The 16,583-nt window shown below is 50.4% G+C and carries 16 protein-coding genes; 8 read left to right on the forward strand and 8 right to left on the reverse strand.

Annotated features, from left to right (window positions below; translation table 11 throughout):
* The gene (gene gtdA, locus QUF14_RS13840) at positions 1–1,029 is read right to left on the reverse strand and encodes a gentisate 1,2-dioxygenase (RefSeq protein ID WP_100733654.1); all 1,029 of its coding nucleotides are present in this window, start codon (positions 1,027–1,029) and stop codon (positions 1–3) included.
* Positions 1,030–1,040: 11 nt separating this feature from the next.
* Positions 1,041–2,399 carry a 3-hydroxybenzoate transporter MhbT gene (gene mhbT, locus QUF14_RS13845; RefSeq protein ID WP_179799807.1) on the reverse strand — a complete coding sequence of 453 codons (1,359 nt, stop codon included), beginning with the start codon at positions 2,397–2,399 and terminating at the stop codon, positions 1,041–1,043.
* Positions 2,400–2,525: 126 nt separating this feature from the next.
* Between mhbT and QUF14_RS13850 the strand changes: the two genes are divergently transcribed.
* From QUF14_RS13850 to preA, 8 genes are all read left to right on the forward strand, one after another.
* Positions 2,526–3,434 carry a LysR family transcriptional regulator gene (locus QUF14_RS13850; protein ID WP_032184600.1) on the forward strand — a complete coding sequence of 303 codons (909 nt, stop codon included), beginning with the start codon at positions 2,526–2,528 and terminating at the stop codon, positions 3,432–3,434.
* 130 nt (positions 3,435–3,564) lie between these two features.
* The gene (locus tag QUF14_RS13855) at positions 3,565–3,963 is read left to right on the forward strand and encodes a CidA/LrgA family protein (protein WP_001353095.1); all 399 of its coding nucleotides are present in this window, start codon (positions 3,565–3,567) and stop codon (positions 3,961–3,963) included.
* The gene (locus tag QUF14_RS13860) at positions 3,960–4,655 is read left to right on the forward strand and encodes a CidB/LrgB family autolysis modulator (protein ID WP_000968208.1); all 696 of its coding nucleotides are present in this window, start codon (positions 3,960–3,962) and stop codon (positions 4,653–4,655) included. Before QUF14_RS13855 ends, QUF14_RS13860 begins: the two co-directional genes overlap by 4 nt.
* A gap of 129 nt (positions 4,656–4,784) precedes the next feature.
* Positions 4,785–5,669: a cytidine deaminase gene (gene cdd, locus QUF14_RS13865; protein WP_000553548.1), complete on the forward strand. Its 885-nt coding sequence runs from the start codon at positions 4,785–4,787 to the stop codon at positions 5,667–5,669.
* 189 nt (positions 5,670–5,858) lie between these two features.
* Positions 5,859–6,578, forward strand: a complete 720-nt coding sequence (sanA, locus tag QUF14_RS13870) for an outer membrane permeability protein SanA (protein ID WP_000920073.1) — start codon at positions 5,859–5,861, stop codon at positions 6,576–6,578.
* 2 nt (positions 6,579–6,580) lie between these two features.
* Positions 6,581–6,820 carry a DUF2542 family protein gene (locus tag QUF14_RS13875; protein ID WP_000383089.1) on the forward strand — a complete coding sequence of 80 codons (240 nt, stop codon included), beginning with the start codon at positions 6,581–6,583 and terminating at the stop codon, positions 6,818–6,820.
* Between the two features lie 284 nt (positions 6,821–7,104).
* Positions 7,105–8,343, forward strand: coding sequence for an NAD-dependent dihydropyrimidine dehydrogenase subunit PreT (gene preT / locus QUF14_RS13880; RefSeq protein ID WP_001136351.1), 1,239 nt, complete (start codon positions 7,105–7,107; stop codon positions 8,341–8,343).
* Positions 8,337–9,572 (forward strand): NAD-dependent dihydropyrimidine dehydrogenase subunit PreA, encoded by a 1,236-nt coding sequence (gene preA, locus QUF14_RS13885; RefSeq protein WP_000956067.1) that lies wholly within the window; start codon positions 8,337–8,339, stop codon positions 9,570–9,572. The genes preT and preA overlap by 7 nt, the downstream gene beginning before the upstream one ends.
* 70 nt (positions 9,573–9,642) lie before the next feature.
* On the opposite strand, the gene mglC is transcribed toward preA, so the two are convergent.
* The 6 genes from mglC to folE form a co-directional block, all read right to left on the reverse strand.
* Entirely contained in the window at positions 9,643–10,653 is a 1,011-nt protein-coding gene (gene mglC, locus QUF14_RS13890; RefSeq protein WP_001275118.1) for a galactose/methyl galactoside ABC transporter permease MglC, read from the reverse strand.
* Between the two features lie 15 nt (positions 10,654–10,668).
* Positions 10,669–12,189 (reverse strand): galactose/methyl galactoside ABC transporter ATP-binding protein MglA, encoded by a 1,521-nt coding sequence (gene mglA, locus QUF14_RS13895; RefSeq protein ID WP_000255032.1) that lies wholly within the window; start codon positions 12,187–12,189, stop codon positions 10,669–10,671.
* A gap of 60 nt (positions 12,190–12,249) precedes the next feature.
* Complete coding sequence (gene mglB, locus QUF14_RS13900) at positions 12,250–13,248, reverse strand: galactose/glucose ABC transporter substrate-binding protein MglB (RefSeq protein ID WP_001036980.1); 999 nt, start codon at positions 13,246–13,248, stop codon at positions 12,250–12,252.
* A gap of 278 nt (positions 13,249–13,526) precedes the next feature.
* A complete protein-coding gene (gene galS / locus QUF14_RS13905; protein ID WP_000628667.1) occupies positions 13,527–14,567 on the reverse strand; it encodes an HTH-type transcriptional regulator GalS in 1,041 nt (346 codons plus the stop codon).
* Positions 14,568–14,708: 141 nt separating this feature from the next.
* Positions 14,709–15,866 carry a DUF418 domain-containing protein YeiB gene (yeiB, locus tag QUF14_RS13910; protein ID WP_100733652.1) on the reverse strand — a complete coding sequence of 386 codons (1,158 nt, stop codon included), beginning with the start codon at positions 15,864–15,866 and terminating at the stop codon, positions 14,709–14,711.
* Positions 15,867–15,882: 16 nt separating this feature from the next.
* Positions 15,883–16,551: a GTP cyclohydrolase I FolE gene (gene folE / locus QUF14_RS13915; protein WP_001139613.1), complete on the reverse strand. Its 669-nt coding sequence runs from the start codon at positions 16,549–16,551 to the stop codon at positions 15,883–15,885.
* Positions 16,552–16,583: the final 32 nt, after the last annotated feature.

Consider the following 16,583-nt stretch of genomic DNA (forward strand, 5'->3'; position numbering starts at 1 on the left):
TTAATAACGCGCTTCGCGGAACAGCCCCAGGGCTTCTTGTACCGGTCTGTCCGAAAAACTGAATAAAACGGTATCTTGCGTAGTCTGGAATGACACGCCGTGCCAGGTCGGCACCACAAAGAGATCTTTTGCACTAAAGGTGAAGATTTCATTGCCGATGGTGACTTGTCCGCTACCTTCCACTACATGGTAGATAGTGCTGTCAGTGGTACGCGCCACGCGGGAGGCGAACCCTTTCGGTAGCAGTTGCAGGAAGGCGCCCATCGACGGCATCGGATAGCCGCCGGTGACCGGGTTGACGTAGCGCATTTTGTAGCCATCCCACTCATCGGCATCGCCCAGGCGGGTTAAATCGTGCAGCACTTCGCGGCTACGGTCATAACGGTAGTTAAAGATGGGTGAGGAGTTCCCGGTCTGATGGCGCAGCGGCAACATATTGGCAGCGTAACGTGGCAGATAATCGCCCTCTTTACGCGTTACCGGTTGTTGCTCTTCCGGGTAATCTTCGGCAAAACCGCAGCCCAGAGTGTTCACTAATGGCAGATCCAGTCCATCGAGCCAGATAACCGGTTCGTCGCCAGGGTTACCGTGATCGTGCCAGCGCCATTGTGGGGTCAGGATAAAATCGCCATCATTCATTGGCGTGCGTTCGCCATCAACGGCGGTAAATGCCCCTTTGCCTTCAACAATAAAACGCAGCGCCGACTGATTATGACGATGACTCGGTGCCACTTCGCCCGGCATGATCAGTTGCAAACCGGCATATAAAGTCGCGGTAATGGAAGACTGCCCGCGCAGCGCCGGGTTTTCCAGTACCAGCACACGACGCACAGCTTCTTTCGCGCCAATCAGGCTGCCGCTCTCCAGCAGCAGCGGGCGGATCTCCTGATAATTCCAGTACGCTGGCGCACAGTTGGCGTTGGGCGTTTTCGGCACCAGGTGGTGCAGTGACTCCCACAGCGGGGTCAGGTTTTGCCCGGAAATATGCTGATAAAATTGCTCGCGGCTTTTTTGATTGTTATCAGTCATTAGGATGCTCCTTATTCGTTCACAACACCTGCGCGAGGCAGTGAGTCAGGGACAGAGGTCGACTGGCGAACCACGGTGATCAGCAGGCTTAACATCACCGCACTGATCGCCGCGGGCACAGCGATAATGAAAAACAGGGTGTCGAAAGAGAAATTCATCGCCATCATCAGGCCGCCAGAAAGCGAGCCGACAATCGCGCCGCAGCGGCCGATAGCATTTGACCAGCTCACGCCCGTGGCGCGACTTTGTGTTGGATAAAGTGTTGCGGTCAGCGCATTCAGCCCCACCTGCGATCCGCTAATGCCAATGCCAGTGCCGAAAATCGCCAGCGCCATCAGCCATAATCCATCCTGGCTTAAGCCAATCATCACGATGCATATAGCGCCTATGGCATAGCTCAGCGCCAGTACGCGGAAAGGATTGAACTTATCCATCAGCACACCCAGCGCCAGCGCGCCTAACGTACCACCAATCTGGAACGCGGCGGTGACCCAGGACGCGTGTTGCAGGTCTATGCCGCGATGGTTCAGTAGCGTCGGCATCCAGCTTGAGAGCAGGTAAATAATCAGCAGGCTCATAAAGAACACCACCCACAGCATCAACGTGATGGGTAACTGACGTCCCATAAACAGTTGACGAATGCTGCCTTTTGTAATGGAGGCTGATTCAATGAGATAAAAGTGGGTATCGACATAACGCTCGCGGGTGATGGCGCTGACAGTTTTTGCAATCACCGCCTGTGGTAACTGGCGGCGCACCTGCCAGCGTGGCGATTCCGGAAGAATCACAAGCAGTGCGACAAACAGCATCAGCGGTAATACGCCACCCAACACCAGGATCCCGTGCCAGCCAATCACCGGCACCAGCTGTGCGCTGACAATCCCGCCAAACGCCGAACCCAGCGTAAAGCCGCAAAACATCAGCGTCACCAGCGCGCCTCGGCGGCGGGCAGGCAGATACTCCGAGGTCATGGTGATGGTGTTCGGCATCGCCCCGCCAAGCCCAAGCCCTGTGAGAAAACGCAGTAATACCAGCGTTTGCAGATCTGGTGAAAACGCAGAGGCGAGGCTTAACGCGCCAAACAAAAAGACGCACAGCTCAATCACCCGCTTGCGACCAAAGCGATCGGACAACGGGCCACAAAGCAGTGCGCCTGCGGTTAATCCCAGCAGACCCGCGCCAAAAAGCGGGGCGAGATCGCCTGCGGTGAGTTGCCAGTGAGTGCGAATATCAGGGGCGATAAATCCGATAGCCGCGGTGTCAAAACCATCGAGCATTACCACCAGAAAACAGCAGATGATAACGCGCCACTGCATCTTGCCGACCGGAGCAGCATCGATCAGTGCTTGTAAATCACGTCGTTGAGTCATAGTAAATGCCTCAGTGCAGGTAAGGTAGATGTTTCTTTTGTTTTGTATATGTTGCGATAATGTGATTAAAGAGATGAGATGTACAATGGCATTTCGGGCAGAGAGATAACCTGGAGGTTATGGCAAATGGCGAACTGGGCGCAAAAACTAAAACTACATCACCTGCAAATGCTGGTGGCGCTGGGTGAACAGGGTAATCTGACCCATGTCGCACGGATGATGAATATCACCCAACCCGCGCTTTCGAAATGGTTGTCACAACTGGAAGATGAGATCGGACTCACACTTTTTGAGCGGCACAGCAAAGGGCTTCGTCCGACCGAAGGCGGCAAATTGTTATTGCAACATGCCCAACGGTTAATCAATGACATGGAAAGATCGCAATATGAACTGGCTCGCTTTAAACAAGGTGGACTGGTCGGCAGTCTGAAAATTGGCTGTTCTCCCGTCGCCACTGACTGCGTATCCCAGGCGATTTTGCATTTGCTCAAGGAGATGCCAACTCTACACCTGAATATCGAAGAGAAGGTGATGACCCCATTGCTGCAAGATCTGTTGGCAGGTTCTGTCGATGTGGTGGTTGGGCGAATTGGCGGTCGCGCGTTGCAATTGCCGCTGAATTATCGCGTGCTCTACACCGAGCCGGTATGCTTTGTCGCCCGTCCTGAGCATCCACTGGCGAAATACGCCACCCTCAGCTGGAATGATCTTGCTAACTGGCGGTGGATAGTCTGGCCGACAGGTACCCCCATCCGCATCAGCATTGATAATGCGCTGGTAGACCACGGCGTGATGCTGCCAGAAAACACGATTGAGTCGGCGTCGATGAACGTCAGTACCAACCTGTTACAAAGCAGCAATATGATCTCTATTTTGTCATTACGCCTGGCGCAACGTTATGCCAGCCAGGGGCAACTGGTGATCCTCAACCTGCCAAAGATTGAACAGAAAGGCAGCGTCGGTGTGTTTTGGCGTAATAACGAAACGCCTTCTTATGCTTTAAGTCAGTTTCTGCACTTTTTACAGCAGAATTAGTGTGCTGAACTGGGCACTCGCCCGATGTTACTTCCCTGTAATTCAACTATGCTGAGAATTCTTAATGTGATCGGTAGCACGTTTTACGAATTAATTGTATGATGAATCCATCTCATCTGGGGTGTTGATTATGAGTAAGACACTGAACATTATCTGGCAATATTTACGCGCTTTTATCCTGATTTATGCCTGCCTGTATGCAGGCATTTTCATTGCTTCCCTGCTACCGGTAACCATTCCGGGCAGCATCATCGGGATGCTGATCTTGTTTGTCCTGCTGGCCTTGCAAATTCTTCCGGCAAAGTGGGTCAATCCGGGGTGCTACGTACTGATTCGCTATATGGCGCTATTGTTTGTGCCGATTGGCGTAGGCGTCATGCAATATTTTGATTTGCTCCGCGCACAGTTTGGTCCGGTAGTGGTTTCCTGTGCAGTCAGTACGCTGGTGGTTTTTCTGGTGGTGAGCTGGAGTTCGCAACTGGTGCACGGTGAACGTAAAGTCGTAGGTCAGAAAGGATCAGAAGAATGATGGCAAATATCTGGTGGTCATTGCCGCTAACGTTAATTGTCTTTTTTGCCGCCCGCAAACTGGCGGCGCGGTATAAGTTTCCCTTGCTTAACCCATTGCTGGTTGCAATGGTGGTGATCATTCCTTTTTTAATGCTGACCGGCATCTCTTACGACAGCTACTTTAAAGGTAGCGAAGTGCTAAACGATCTGCTGCAACCGGCGGTTGTCGCACTAGCCTATCCTTTATATGAGCAGCTACACCAGATCCGCGCGCGCTGGAAATCGATCATCACCATCTGTTTTATCGGCAGCGTGGTTGCGATGGTGACGGGGACTTCCGTGGCATTGTTGATGGGCGCTTCCCCGGAAATTGCCGCGTCAATCCTGCCGAAATCAGTCACCACGCCTATTGCAATGGCGGTTGGCGGCAGTATTGGCGGTATTCCGGCAATCAGCGCAGTTTGCGTGATTTTCGTCGGTATTCTGGGCGCAGTGTTTGGTCATACGTTACTTAATGCGATGCGTATTCGCACCAAAGCAGCGCGCGGTCTGGCGATGGGGACAGCCTCGCACGCCCTCGGTACGGCACGCTGTGCTGAGCTGGATTATCAGGAAGGTGCATTTAGTTCGCTGGCGCTGGTGTTATGCGGGATTATTACTTCGCTGATCGCACCCTTCCTTTTCCCGATTATTCTGGCAGTAATGGGCTAAAATTTGCGATGTGTCGCGCATTTTTGATGTAAGTTTCATTCGTTGCACAATTAATGAGATTCAGATCACATATAAAGCCATAACGGGTTCGTAAACTGTTATCCCATTACATGATTATGAGGCAACGCCATGCATCCACGTTTTCAAACCGCTTTTGCCCAACTTGCGGATAACTTGCAATCTGCACTGGAACCTATTCTGGCAGACAAGTACTTCCCCGCTTTGTTGACCGGGGAGCAAGTCTCATCGCTGAAGAGCGCAACGGGGCTGGACGAAGACGCGCTGGCATTCGCACTACTCCCGCTGGCGGCGGCCTGTGCGCGTACGCCATTGTCGAATTTTAATGTTGGCGCAATCGCGCGCGGTGTGAGCGGAACCTGGTATTTTGGTGCCAATATGGAATTTATTGGTGCGACAATGCAGCAAACCGTTCATGCCGAACAAAGCGCGATCAGCCACGCCTGGTTGAGTGGTGAAAAAGCGCTCGCAGCCATCACCGTTAACTACACGCCTTGTGGTCACTGCCGTCAGTTTATGAATGAACTGAACAGCGGTCTGGATCTGCGTATTCACCTGCCGGGCCGCGCGCCACACGCGCTGCGTGACTATCTGCCGGATGCCTTTGGGCCGAAAGATCTGGAGATTAAAACGCTGCTGATGGACGAGCAGGATCACGGCTATGCGCTGACTGGTGATGCGCTTTCTCAGGCAGCGATTGCGGCGGCAAACCGTTCGCACATGCCTTACAGTAAGTCGCCAAGCGGTGTCGCGCTGGAATGTAAAGACGGTCGTATTTTCAGCGGCAGCTACGCTGAAAACGCCGCATTCAATCCGACTCTGCCGCCGTTGCAGGGGGCGTTAATTCTGTTGAATCTCAAGGGTTATGATTACCCGGATATCCAGCGCGCAGTTCTGGCAGAAAAAGCCGATGCGCCGTTGATTCAGTGGGATGCCACCTCCGCAACGCTGAAAGCTCTCGGCTGTCACAGTATCGACCGCGTGCTTCTCGCTTAAGCCTGGTGCCGGATGTGGCGTGAACGCCTTATCCGGCCGCCTTCAGGTCTGACACACTGATAAACGTCGCATCATACTTGCCAGCTCTCTCCCGGTGTCGAAAATCCCGGCAAACAGTTTGCCGTTTCTTGCGCAAAACCAGCGGGTAAAGTAGCCTGATGGAAATTTTCCTTAGATCGAGTCTCCTGCATGTTAAAGCGCGTGTTCTACAGCCTGTTAGTCCTGATCGGCTTGCTGCTGTTGACTGTGCTCGGCCTCGATCGCTGGATGAGCTGGAAAACCGCGCCTTATATCTACGACGAATTGCAGGATCTCCCCTACCGCCAGGTCGGCGTGGTGCTCGGCACAGCAAAATATTATCGTACTGGCGTAATTAATCAGTATTATCGCTACCGTATTCAAGGAGCGATTAATGCCTATAACAGCGGCAAGGTAAATTATCTATTACTGAGCGGCGATAATGCTTTGCAAAGTTATAATGAGCCAAAGACCATGCGCAAAGATTTAATCGCCGCAGGTGTCGACCCATCAGATATTGTCCTCGATTACGCAGGTTTTCGTACGCTGGATTCCATCGTCCGTACACGCAAAGTTTTTGATACTAATGATTTCATTATTATCACCCAACGTTTCCACTGTGAGCGGGCATTATTTATAGCGCTACATATGGGGATTCAGGCCCAGTGTTATGCCGTACCGTCGCCAAAAGATATGCTGTCAGTACGTATTCGCGAATTTGCCGCCCGTTTCGGTGCGCTGGCTGACCTTTATATTTTTAAACGTGAACCGCGCTTTTTAGGGCCGCTTGTGCCTATTCCGGCTATGCACCAGGTGCCGGAAGATGCACAGGGGTATCCCGCCGTCACGCCCGAACAGTTACTTGAATTACAGAAGAAACAAGGAAAGTAGTTATGGATGTACAGCAGTTTTTTGTGGTTGCCGTTTTTTTCCTTATCCCGATATTTTGTTTTCGCGAAGCATGGAAAGGCTGGCGTGCAGGCGCGATTGATAAACGGGTTAAAAATGCAGCGGAACCGGTGTATGTCTGGCGAGCAAAAAATCCCGGACTTTTCTTTGCTTATATAGTGGCATATAGTGGCTTCGGAATTTTATCTATTGGTATGATTATTTATCTTATTTTCTATCGTTAATATTGTCCCTCCCCTGTTAATTATTGAGAATAATTATTACTTCAGTCAATAAGCTGCGGATATAACATTCTGAACCGCAGCTATTTGTGAATTCTTTCACAGTTTAAATTTCCCCACACGCTTAGCCTTAATATCAGCACGCAATATTTACTCTAAATAATTCGAGTTGCAGGAAGGCGACAAGTGACTGGGGTGAGCTAACGCAGACGCAGCACATGCAACTTGAAGTATGACGAGTATATTTAGCGTTCGCCTTAATTACTCATAGCATTAAGGAAGATCACATGCCGCAACAAAATTATCTGGATGAACTCACTCCGGCTTTTACGCCTTTACTGGCGATTAAAGAAGCCTCTCGCTGTTTATTATGTCACGACGCTCCCTGTAGTCAGGCTTGCCCGGCACAAACCGATCCGGGGAAATTTATTCGCTCAATCTACTTTCGTAATTTTAAAGGCGCTGCCGAGACAATTCGCGAAAATAATGCCTTAGGTGCTGTATGCGCCAGAGTTTGCCCAACGGAGAAATTATGTCAAAGCGGTTGTACCCGTGCCGGTGTTGATGATCCCATTGATATCGGTCGCTTACAGCGTTTTATCACTGATTTTGAACAACAAACCGGGATGGAAATTTATCAGCCTGGTACTAAAACGCTCGGCAAAGTCGCCATTATTGGCGCAGGTCCTGCTGGATTGCAGGCCAGCGTGACGCTGACAAATATGGGGTACGACGTCACTATTTATGAAAAAGAAGCGCAACCCGGTGGCTGGCTGTGTAACGGTATTCCGCAATTTCGTTTGCCGCAAACCGTGCTGGATGCAGAGATCGCCCATATCGAAAAAATGGGGGTGACCATTAAGTGCAATAACGAAATCGGTAAAGTACTCACCCTGGAGCAACTGAAAGCGGAAAACCGCGCAGTACTTGTCACCGTAGGGTTGTCGGGCGGTTCCGGGCTACCGCTGTTTGAGCATAGCGACGTTGAGATTGCCGTCGACTTCTTGCAACGTGCACGGCAGGCGCAGGGCGATATCAGCATTCCACAAAGCGCATTAATTATCGGCGGCGGTGATGTCGCGATGGACGTTGCCAGCACGCTGAAAGTTCTCGGCTGTCAGGCGGTAACCTGCGTAGCACGTGAAGAGTTAGATGAGTTTCCGGCAAGCGAAAAAGAGTTTGCCAGCGCCCGGGAGTTGGGCGTTTCGATCATCGATGGATTCACACCAGTGGCCGTGGAAGGCAATAAAGTCACGTTTAAGCATGTACGCTTACCGGGCGAACTGACGATGGCGGCAGATAAAATTATTCTCGCCGTCGGTCAGCATGCCAGACTGGATGCCTTTGCGGAGTTAGAGCCGCAGCGTAACACCATCAAAACACAAAATTACCAGACCCGCGACCCGCAAGTCTTTGCTGCTGGCGATATTGTTGAGGGTGACAAAACCGTGGTTTATGCCGTGAAAACCGGGAAAGAAGCCGCTGAGGCGATTCATCACTATTTAGAGGGAGCTTGCTCATGTTAACGAAAGATCTTTCGATTACCTTTTGCGGCGTGAAGTTTCCCAACCCGTTCTGCCTCTCTTCTTCGCCGGTAGGCAACTGCTATGAGATGTGCGCCAAAGCCTACGACACGGGCTGGGGTGGCGTGGTATTTAAAACGATCGGCTTTTTTATCGCCAACGAAGTCTCACCACGTTTTGATCATCTGGTGAAAGAAGATACCGGTTTTATCGGCTTCAAAAATATGGAGCAGATTGCCGAGCATCCTCTGGAGGAGAATCTGGCCGCCCTGCGTCGGCTGAAAGAAGATTATCCGGACAAAGTATTGATAGCTTCAATCATGGGGGAAAATGAGCAGCAGTGGGAAGAGCTGGCGCGCCTGGTGCAAGAAGCTGGTGCCGATATGATTGAGTGTAACTTCTCCTGTCCGCAAATGACTTCTCATGCGATGGGTAGTGATGTCGGGCAAAGCCCGGAGCTGGTAGAAAAATATTGTCGGGCAGTGAAACGTGGTTCTACGCTGCCGATGCTGGCGAAGATGACGCCGAATATCGGTGATATGTGCGAAGTGGCGCTGGCTGCGAAGCGCGGCGGCGCAGATGGCATTGCGGCGATTAATACCGTTAAATCCATCACCAATATCGATCTTAATCAGAAAATTGGTATGCCGATCGTTAACGGTAAATCGAGTATTTCCGGATATTCCGGTAAAGCGGTAAAACCGATCGCCCTACGCTTTATTCAGCAAATGCGCACCCATCCAGAGCTGCGCGATTTCCCGATCAGCGGTATCGGCGGTATTGAAACCTGGGAAGATGCGGCAGAGTTTTTATTGCTCGGCGCAGCAACGTTACAGGTGACCACCGGCATTATGCAGTACGGGTATCGGATAGTGGAAGATATGGCGAGCGGGTTATCGCATTATCTCGCCGATCAGGGATTTGATTCGTTGCAGGAGATGGTAGGTCTGGCGAATCACAATATTGTCCCGGCGGAAGATTTAGACCGTAGCTATATCGTCTATCCCCATATCAATCTCGATAAATGTGTTGGCTGTGGACGCTGTTATATTTCCTGTTACGACGGCGGTCACCAGGCGATGGAATGGAGCGAGAAAACGCGCACACCGCATTGTAATACCGAGAAGTGCGTGGGTTGTCTGCTTTGTGGTCATGTTTGCCCGGTTGGTTGTATTGATCTCGGGGAAGTGAAGTTTAAGAAGGGAGAGAAAGAACACCCGGTAACGTTGTAAAATCAGAGACGCATCCGGCATTTGGCACCGATTGCCGGATGCGGCGCATCCGGCAATACCCACATTCACATCATTTCTTACGCGCGTATTTCAGTGAATCCAGCGCTACGGCGAAGATAATAATCGCCCCTTTGATGATGTACTGCCAGTATGGGTTTACGCCGATGTACGTCAGGCCATAGTTGATGACGGTAAAAATAATTACCCCGGTCACCACACCAATCACCGTCCCTACACCACCGCTGAACGATACACCGCCCACCACACACGCTGCGATAGCATCCAGCTCATACATAAAGCCGAGGTTGTTGGTGGCAGAGCCGATACGTCCGGCTTCTAACATCCCGCCAAAGGCATAGAACACACCAGACAACGCGTAGATCATCAGCAGGTTCAGGCCAACGTTGACACCAGAAACTTTCGCCGCTTCCGGGTTACCGCCAATGGCAAAAATGTTCTTGCCGAAGCGGGTTTTGTTCCACAACACCCAGACGAATGCCACCGCAATCAACGCGTAGAAAGTGATGTAAGAGAGACGGAAGCTCCCCAGCGCAACAAAGCCCTGAGCAAAGGTAGAGAAGCCACTGTCAAAACCAGAAATTGGCGACGCCCCGACAAAGTCGTAATAGAGCGAGTTGATGCCGTAGACGATAATCATCGTGCCGAGCGTGGTAATGAATGGCGTCACGTTGAGATAAGCGATAATCAGGCCGTTGATCAAACCGATCACCGCGCCAATGGCACAGACAATCAGAATTACCAGCGCAATCGGCATCGTCGCCATTTCCGGGAATACTTTGTTAGCGTTATCCATGGACTGCAATAACGTCGCTGCCACCACGGCTGCCAGCCCTACCTGACGTCCCGCAGAAAGGTCGGTCCCCTGGGTGACAATTAATCCTGCCACACCAAGCGCGATAATAATACGCACCGATGACTGGGTGAGAATATTACTTAAGTTCAACAGACTTAAAAAAGTTGGGTCCTGGAAAATAATAATCGCCAGCAAAACTAAAAGAACGACGTAAATACCGCCCTCTTTCAGGTAAGTAAGAAAACTTTTCTTATTTAACGCACTCATGGGAGGCCCCTAATCTTAAAGGTGCAAAGACGCAAGACGCAGAATTTCGTTTTGCGTTGTTGTTTTTGTATCGACAATTCCGGAAACGAGACCATTGCTCATGACCAGAATACGGTCTGTTATCCCTAACAACTCTGGCATTTCGGAGGAAATAATAATAATCCCCTTGCCTTTCTTCGCCAGTTCGGCAATTAACTGATAAATTTCAAACTTCGCTCCGACATCAATACCGCGCGTTGGTTCATCGAGCATTAATATTTCTGGTTGCGTTAGCAGCCAGCGCCCAATAATTACCTTTTGCTGATTACCGCCGGAGAGTGAACCAATTTGCGTACGATGTCCCGGCGTTTTTACCCGCATCGAATCAATTACCCACTGGGTATCGCTTTTCATCCGCGAGTTATCCAGCAAGCCAACTTTATTTTTGTAGTTGCGGATATTGGAAATTAACGAGTTAAAGCCAATATCCAGATAGGCATAAATTCCCGTTGAGCGGCGCTCTTCAGTTACCAGTGCAAATCCGTGGTTTATGGCTTCGTTAGCGTTATGGTTATTGATCTTTTTACCGTGCAACGTAATGGTGCCAGCCGATTTCTCGCGAATACCAAATAACGTCTCAACAATATCGGTACGTTTCGCCCCCACCAGACCGGCAATACCGAGGATCTCCCCTTTATGCAGATCAAACGAGACATCGCGAATCGACGGCTGGCGCAGCGACGTCAGATTACGCACTTCCAGAATCACTTCGCCCGGCTTGTTTTCTTTGTCAGGGAAACGCTGGTTAAGAGAGCGTCCAACCATCATGGCGATGATCTTGTCCATCGTTAGCCCTGCCAGCGGTTCGGTAGCGATCCACTGACCGTCGCGCAATACGGTGACTTCATCACATAACTGGAAGATTTCTTCCATTTTATGCGAGATATAAACAATACCGCAGCCGCGCTCTTTTAATTTACGAATAATAGTGAAAAGATGATTGACCTCTTTTTCAGTTAACGAAGATGTCGGTTCATCCATAATCACAATTTTCGCGTTATAGGAAAACGCTTTGGCGATTTCGATCATCTGCATTTGCGAAACGGATAATGTGCCGACGCGCGCACGCGGATCGATATCAATATCCAGCTCATCAAAAATCGCTTTGGTTTCGCGGTACATTTTGTCCTGATCGACAAACATGCCTTTGGTGGGATACCGCCCCAGCCACATGTTGTCCATCACCGAACGTTGTAATACCAGGTTTAATTCCTGGTGTACCATCGAAATACCATTTTCCAGTGCTTCTTTGGCAGAATGGAAATCGATCTCTTTACCCTGGAACAAAATGGTGCCGGAGTCTTTTTGATAAATACCAAACAGGCATTTTAATAATGTTGATTTTCCTGCGCCGTTTTCCCCCATTAATGCATGGATAGAATGTGGCCGGACTTTTAAATTAACGTTATCAAGTGCCTTAACACCCGGAAAAGACTTGTTGATACCGCTCATTTCCAACAAGTATTCCCCGGAAGACGGAGTCGTTGAGCTGACCATATAATTTTACCTTGTTGGCCATACAATAAGGGCGCAGTAAACGACTGCGCCCAATCAGTCTTATTTCTTGCTGAATTCAGCCAGGTTGTCTTTATCTACGCCAACATAAGGTACGCGGACCACTTTGTTGTCGATTTTCCAGTTGGTACCATCAGCCGCACCTTTGCCATCGGCCAGGTTTTTCGCCAGATCAAAGGTCGCTTTCGCCTGGTTGTTAGCATCATTCAATACGGTGCCCGCCAGTGCACCAGATTTCACCAGTGCCAGAGCTTCTGGCAGCGCATCGACACCAAACACCGGAATGCTGGACTTGTTGTGTGCTTTCAGTGCTTCTACTGCGCCCATTGCCATCGCATCGTTGTTGGCGATAACCACTTCGATTTTGTTGGCGTTCGGGCCAGACAGCCAGGCGTCCATCTTATCTTTCGCCTGAGCGGTATCCCACATAGCGGTATCTAACTGTAACTGTTCAGTTTTGATGCCTTTGTCATTCAGCTCTTTAATCACGTAAGTGGTGCGTGCTTCTGCATCCGGATGGCCCGGTTCACCTTTCAGTAGTACGAATTGAATCTGACCGTCTTTGTTGAGATCCCAATCCTGGTTTGCCGCCCAATGCTTAGCAATCAAATCGCCCTGAATAATGCCGGACTCTTTGGAGTCAGTGCCGACATAGTAGGCTTTATCGTAGCTATCCAGCGCCTTACGAGACGGTTCTTTGTTGAAGAAAACCACCGGCACGTTTTGCCCGCGCGCTTTCTCAATCACCGTACCCGCAGCTGCCGGGTCAACCAGGTTGATCGCCAGTGCCTTCACCCCTTTCGCCAGCAATACATCGATCTGATCGTTCTGCTTGGACTGGTCATTCTGAGAATCATTCATCAGCAGCTGAACATCTGGCGCGGCTTTCGCATCTTGTTCGATAGCCTTGCGCACAACAGACATAAAGTTATCGTCGTACTTATAGATTGTTACACCAATACGGGTATCAGCAGCGTGTGCAGTGGCACCGAATAACATACTGGCCATTACAGCAGACAGGGTTAACACCTTCTTATTCATGGTATCTCCGGTTTTTCTTATGCAGGGTAGTGCTTGAGATAAATGCTCGGCGGGGCAGTAGAGTTAATGAAGTGTTACTGAACGCCGAAGCTCACTTTTTAAAATTCGTTCTTCCATGCCCGGTAACGCTCCAGAAAAGGCTTTAATTGTTGTTATGACGCTATTACCTCGGTGAAAGTGATGATTCACTGTTACATGCAGGTTACAGCGTTAAAACGGTGCAATCATAGCTATCGCATTGTTAATATACTGTGAAATCACTCACAGATTGAAAGCGGTTACATCGACTGATTTGTTGAGTTAGTGATCGCTGCCGCATTCTGGCGCGTTGCGACAGAATGGCGACGCACTAACGTCGGCATAAAACAGTGGCTGGCGTGAGGATCAATGTTGCCTGCTGCCCCTTGTAAGGCCAGTTCGGTAGCTAATTTTGCCATCGAAGCAATAGGATAACGCACGGTCGTTAATTGTGGGTCGGTGTAACGAGCGATGGGAATATCATCGAAACCGATGATTGAGAGATGTAACGGAATCGCAATACCATTATCTTTTAATGCCGTCAGTGCGCCAGCGGCCATATTGTCGTTGTATGCAAATACAGCGGTAAGTTGTAGATTGCGCCCCAGCAGTTCAACCATCGCCGCCTCACCGCCTGGCATGTCCGGGGTGCCAGTGCCAATCCAGCTTTCCGACGGAATAATATCCTGCTCTTTCAACGCACTCATCCAGCCTGCTTTGCGCATGGCATCATCTTCAATGCCGTGGCTGGAAGAAAGATAACCAATACGTTGATGACCATTATTGAGCAACATGCGCGTGGCCATTCGGGCACCACTGAGATTATCCAGGCAAACGCAACGATGGGCGTAACCTGGCACAACGCGGTTGATTAACACCATACCGGGAATGTTATCCATAAACTGCGCTAATTCATCATCGCTTAACGCTTTTGAATGAACAATCAACGCGTTACAACGCTGGCGAATTAACACCTCAATGGCATGACGCTCTTTTTCCGCTTCATGATAGCTATTACCTATTAGCACATATTTCTGGTGCTGCTGGGCGACGAGATCCACCGCTTTTACCAGCGCGCCGAAAAACGCATCAGAAACGTCCATTACCACCACGCCAATGGTATCGCTAACCTGAGTTGCCAGCGCCTGGGCATTGGCGTTTGGCCGATAATCCAGCTCGCTCACTGCTTTCATTACTGCTTCACGCGTGTCGGCACTGACCAGCGTGCTGTTATTGAGCACCCGGGAAACCGTTGCCACAGAGACGCCAGCCTGACGCGCTACATCACGAATGGTGATCATATTCACTACCTGTTATGAGATTGCAGTAAATGCCTGCTTGCTGGCGGCTATTTTGTCAGCACTGAATTCAGGACTTCGTGAATCGAGTCACAGCAATGGAAACGGTTACAACCATTTTGTTAATGAATGTGATCCAGATCGTTATCTTGATGTTTTAGATAATGCAGGTCCGGCAGCACGCAAAGTTAACTGACGCCAGAGCCATTCCACCGGCCCCTGACGGAAGTAACGCAGCCAGATAACAGAGAAAAGAATATTCGCCAGCCATACCGGAATAACAAACGCCAGCAATTCCAGACGGTCAAACTGCATAAACAAACCGAGGTGATATAAAAGCGTGGTACAAATCAGCGTTTGCAATAGATAGTTGGTCAGCGCCATCCGTCCGACGCAGGCGATCGCGAGCACCAGCTTAAAGCGGCTCAATTGCGGCCAGAAACCATAAAACAGCGACGCATAGCCAACCGCCTGAAACGGCGCACTCAGTTCCCGCGGCATCTGAAGTAAGAAGGCGCACCAGCGATATGCCCAGTCCAGCCGCCATTGCAGGGCGATCGCTGGAAGGTTCATGATCACCCCAATCGCCACCAGCACAAAACCGGTACGCCGATAATGGCGCAAGCTAAACTGTCCTTTCAGCCAGCCACTGCGCATCAGCGCCGCGCCAATTAGCATCATCCCTGCCAGTTGCCAGCCATACTGTGCGCCCAGTGCCAGTAAACTGTTCCCAACTCCATCGGCACGGTTACCGATCGCTTCAACGCCGCCATGAAGCTTCCAGTATTTTTCATACAAAATAGCCGATGCATCCGGCGTCCAGGCGCGGCTGGTCTGACTGTCTGAAATCACCCCCAACAACAGCAAAACGCCAAGCCCCACCAGATAAAGCATGACGCCGGTATTAAACAGGCTTTTTACCGATAGCGCATCGCGCACCAGCCGCCAGCAGATTAAGCCCACCAGCCCGTAAGCCAACAGAATATCGCCGTCCCAGAACAATAAACCGTGAATAAAGCCCAACAAGACTAACAGTGTTAACCGCGACTGGATCCAGCGTTTGCCACGGGGTAGCAACATTTGCAGGCCAGCACCAAACAGCAACGCAAAAAGCGTGAGGAATTTCACCTGACCGATGAGATCGAGTAATGCCCAGGTCCATGCATCCTGCGGCGTAATAGCGCCGTACCAGGCGGGGTTGAGATAAGCCGCCTTTGGTAACCCAAAGGCGCTGATGTTTAATAGCAGGATCCCCAGAATGGCGACGCCGCGAACAAAATCGAGCGTGACGTTGCGCTCCATGGTTCCTGCCTTTTAATCAGTTGTGATGACGCACAGCGCGCAGAAACTCGTGGCGCGTATTCTGACTGGATTTGAACAATCCACCAAGAGAGGTCGTTGTTGTAGCACTGGTTGCATCGCGGATGCCGCGCGCCTTCACGCAGTAATGTACCGCATCGATAGAGACAGCTACGTTATTGGTGCCCAGCAGCGTTTGTAGCGCAATGAGAATTTGCTGCGTCAGACGTTCCTGCACCTGTGGACGCTGGGCAAAAAACTGCACAATGCGGTTAATTTTTGACAGACCGATCACCGAATCTTTCGGAATATAGGCCACCGTCGCTTTGCCATCGATGGTAACGAAATGGTGTTCACAGGTGCTGGTCAGGGTGATATCGCGCACGGTAACCATTTCATCGACCTTCATTTTGTTTTCAATGAGGGTGATTTTCGGGAAATTGGCGTAATCCAGACCGGAGAAAATTTCATCGACATACATTTTAGCGATGCGATGCGGCGTTTCCATCAAACTGTCATCAGCCAGGTCGAGATTCAGCAACTGCATGATTTCGGTCATATGACCAGCAATAAGACTTTTGCGCGTTTCGTTATCCATTTCATGCACGGGCGGGCGCAGCGGTGTTTCCAGTCCTCGCGCAACTAACGCTTCATGAACCAGGGCCGCTTCTTTACTGAGTGATGGCATTTATGATTTCTCCTGCAGGTGTGACGCCTCCG

It is taken from the genome of Escherichia sp. HH091_1A (assembly GCF_030295175.1).
GTDB classification, from domain to species: Bacteria; Pseudomonadota; Gammaproteobacteria; order Enterobacterales; family Enterobacteriaceae; genus Escherichia; species Escherichia coli_F.

What these genes read in the sequence shown, in the direction of transcription:
- galS (WP_000628667.1), bottom strand. Translation starts at nt 14,567, where the DNA reads ATGATCACCATTCGTGATGTAGCGCGTCAGGCTGGCGTCTCTGTGGCA.
- mglB (WP_001036980.1), bottom strand. Translation starts at nt 13,248, where the DNA reads ATGAATAAGAAGGTGTTAACCCTGTCTGCTGTAATGGCCAGTATGTTA.
- QUF14_RS13850 (WP_032184600.1), top strand. Translation starts at nt 2,526, where the DNA reads ATGGCGAACTGGGCGCAAAAACTAAAACTACATCACCTGCAAATGCTG.
- mhbT (WP_179799807.1), bottom strand. Translation starts at nt 2,399, where the DNA reads ATGACTCAACGACGTGATTTACAAGCACTGATCGATGCTGCTCCGGTC.
- folE (WP_001139613.1), bottom strand. Translation starts at nt 16,551, where the DNA reads ATGCCATCACTCAGTAAAGAAGCGGCCCTGGTTCATGAAGCGTTAGTT.
- QUF14_RS13875 (WP_000383089.1), top strand. Translation starts at nt 6,581, where the DNA reads ATGGATGTACAGCAGTTTTTTGTGGTTGCCGTTTTTTTCCTTATCCCG.
- yeiB (WP_100733652.1), bottom strand. Translation starts at nt 15,866, where the DNA reads ATGGAGCGCAACGTCACGCTCGATTTTGTTCGCGGCGTCGCCATTCTG.
- sanA (WP_000920073.1), top strand. Translation starts at nt 5,859, where the DNA reads ATGTTAAAGCGCGTGTTCTACAGCCTGTTAGTCCTGATCGGCTTGCTG.
- mglA (WP_000255032.1), bottom strand. Translation starts at nt 12,189, where the DNA reads ATGGTCAGCTCAACGACTCCGTCTTCCGGGGAATACTTGTTGGAAATG.
- cdd (WP_000553548.1), top strand. Translation starts at nt 4,785, where the DNA reads ATGCATCCACGTTTTCAAACCGCTTTTGCCCAACTTGCGGATAACTTG.
- preA (WP_000956067.1), top strand. Translation starts at nt 8,337, where the DNA reads ATGTTAACGAAAGATCTTTCGATTACCTTTTGCGGCGTGAAGTTTCCC.
- gtdA (WP_100733654.1), bottom strand. Translation starts at nt 1,029, where the DNA reads ATGACTGATAACAATCAAAAAAGCCGCGAGCAATTTTATCAGCATATT.
- preT (WP_001136351.1), top strand. Translation starts at nt 7,105, where the DNA reads ATGCCGCAACAAAATTATCTGGATGAACTCACTCCGGCTTTTACGCCT.
- QUF14_RS13855 (WP_001353095.1), top strand. Translation starts at nt 3,565, where the DNA reads ATGAGTAAGACACTGAACATTATCTGGCAATATTTACGCGCTTTTATC.
- QUF14_RS13860 (WP_000968208.1), top strand. Translation starts at nt 3,960, where the DNA reads ATGATGGCAAATATCTGGTGGTCATTGCCGCTAACGTTAATTGTCTTT.
- mglC (WP_001275118.1), bottom strand. Translation starts at nt 10,653, where the DNA reads ATGAGTGCGTTAAATAAGAAAAGTTTTCTTACTTACCTGAAAGAGGGC.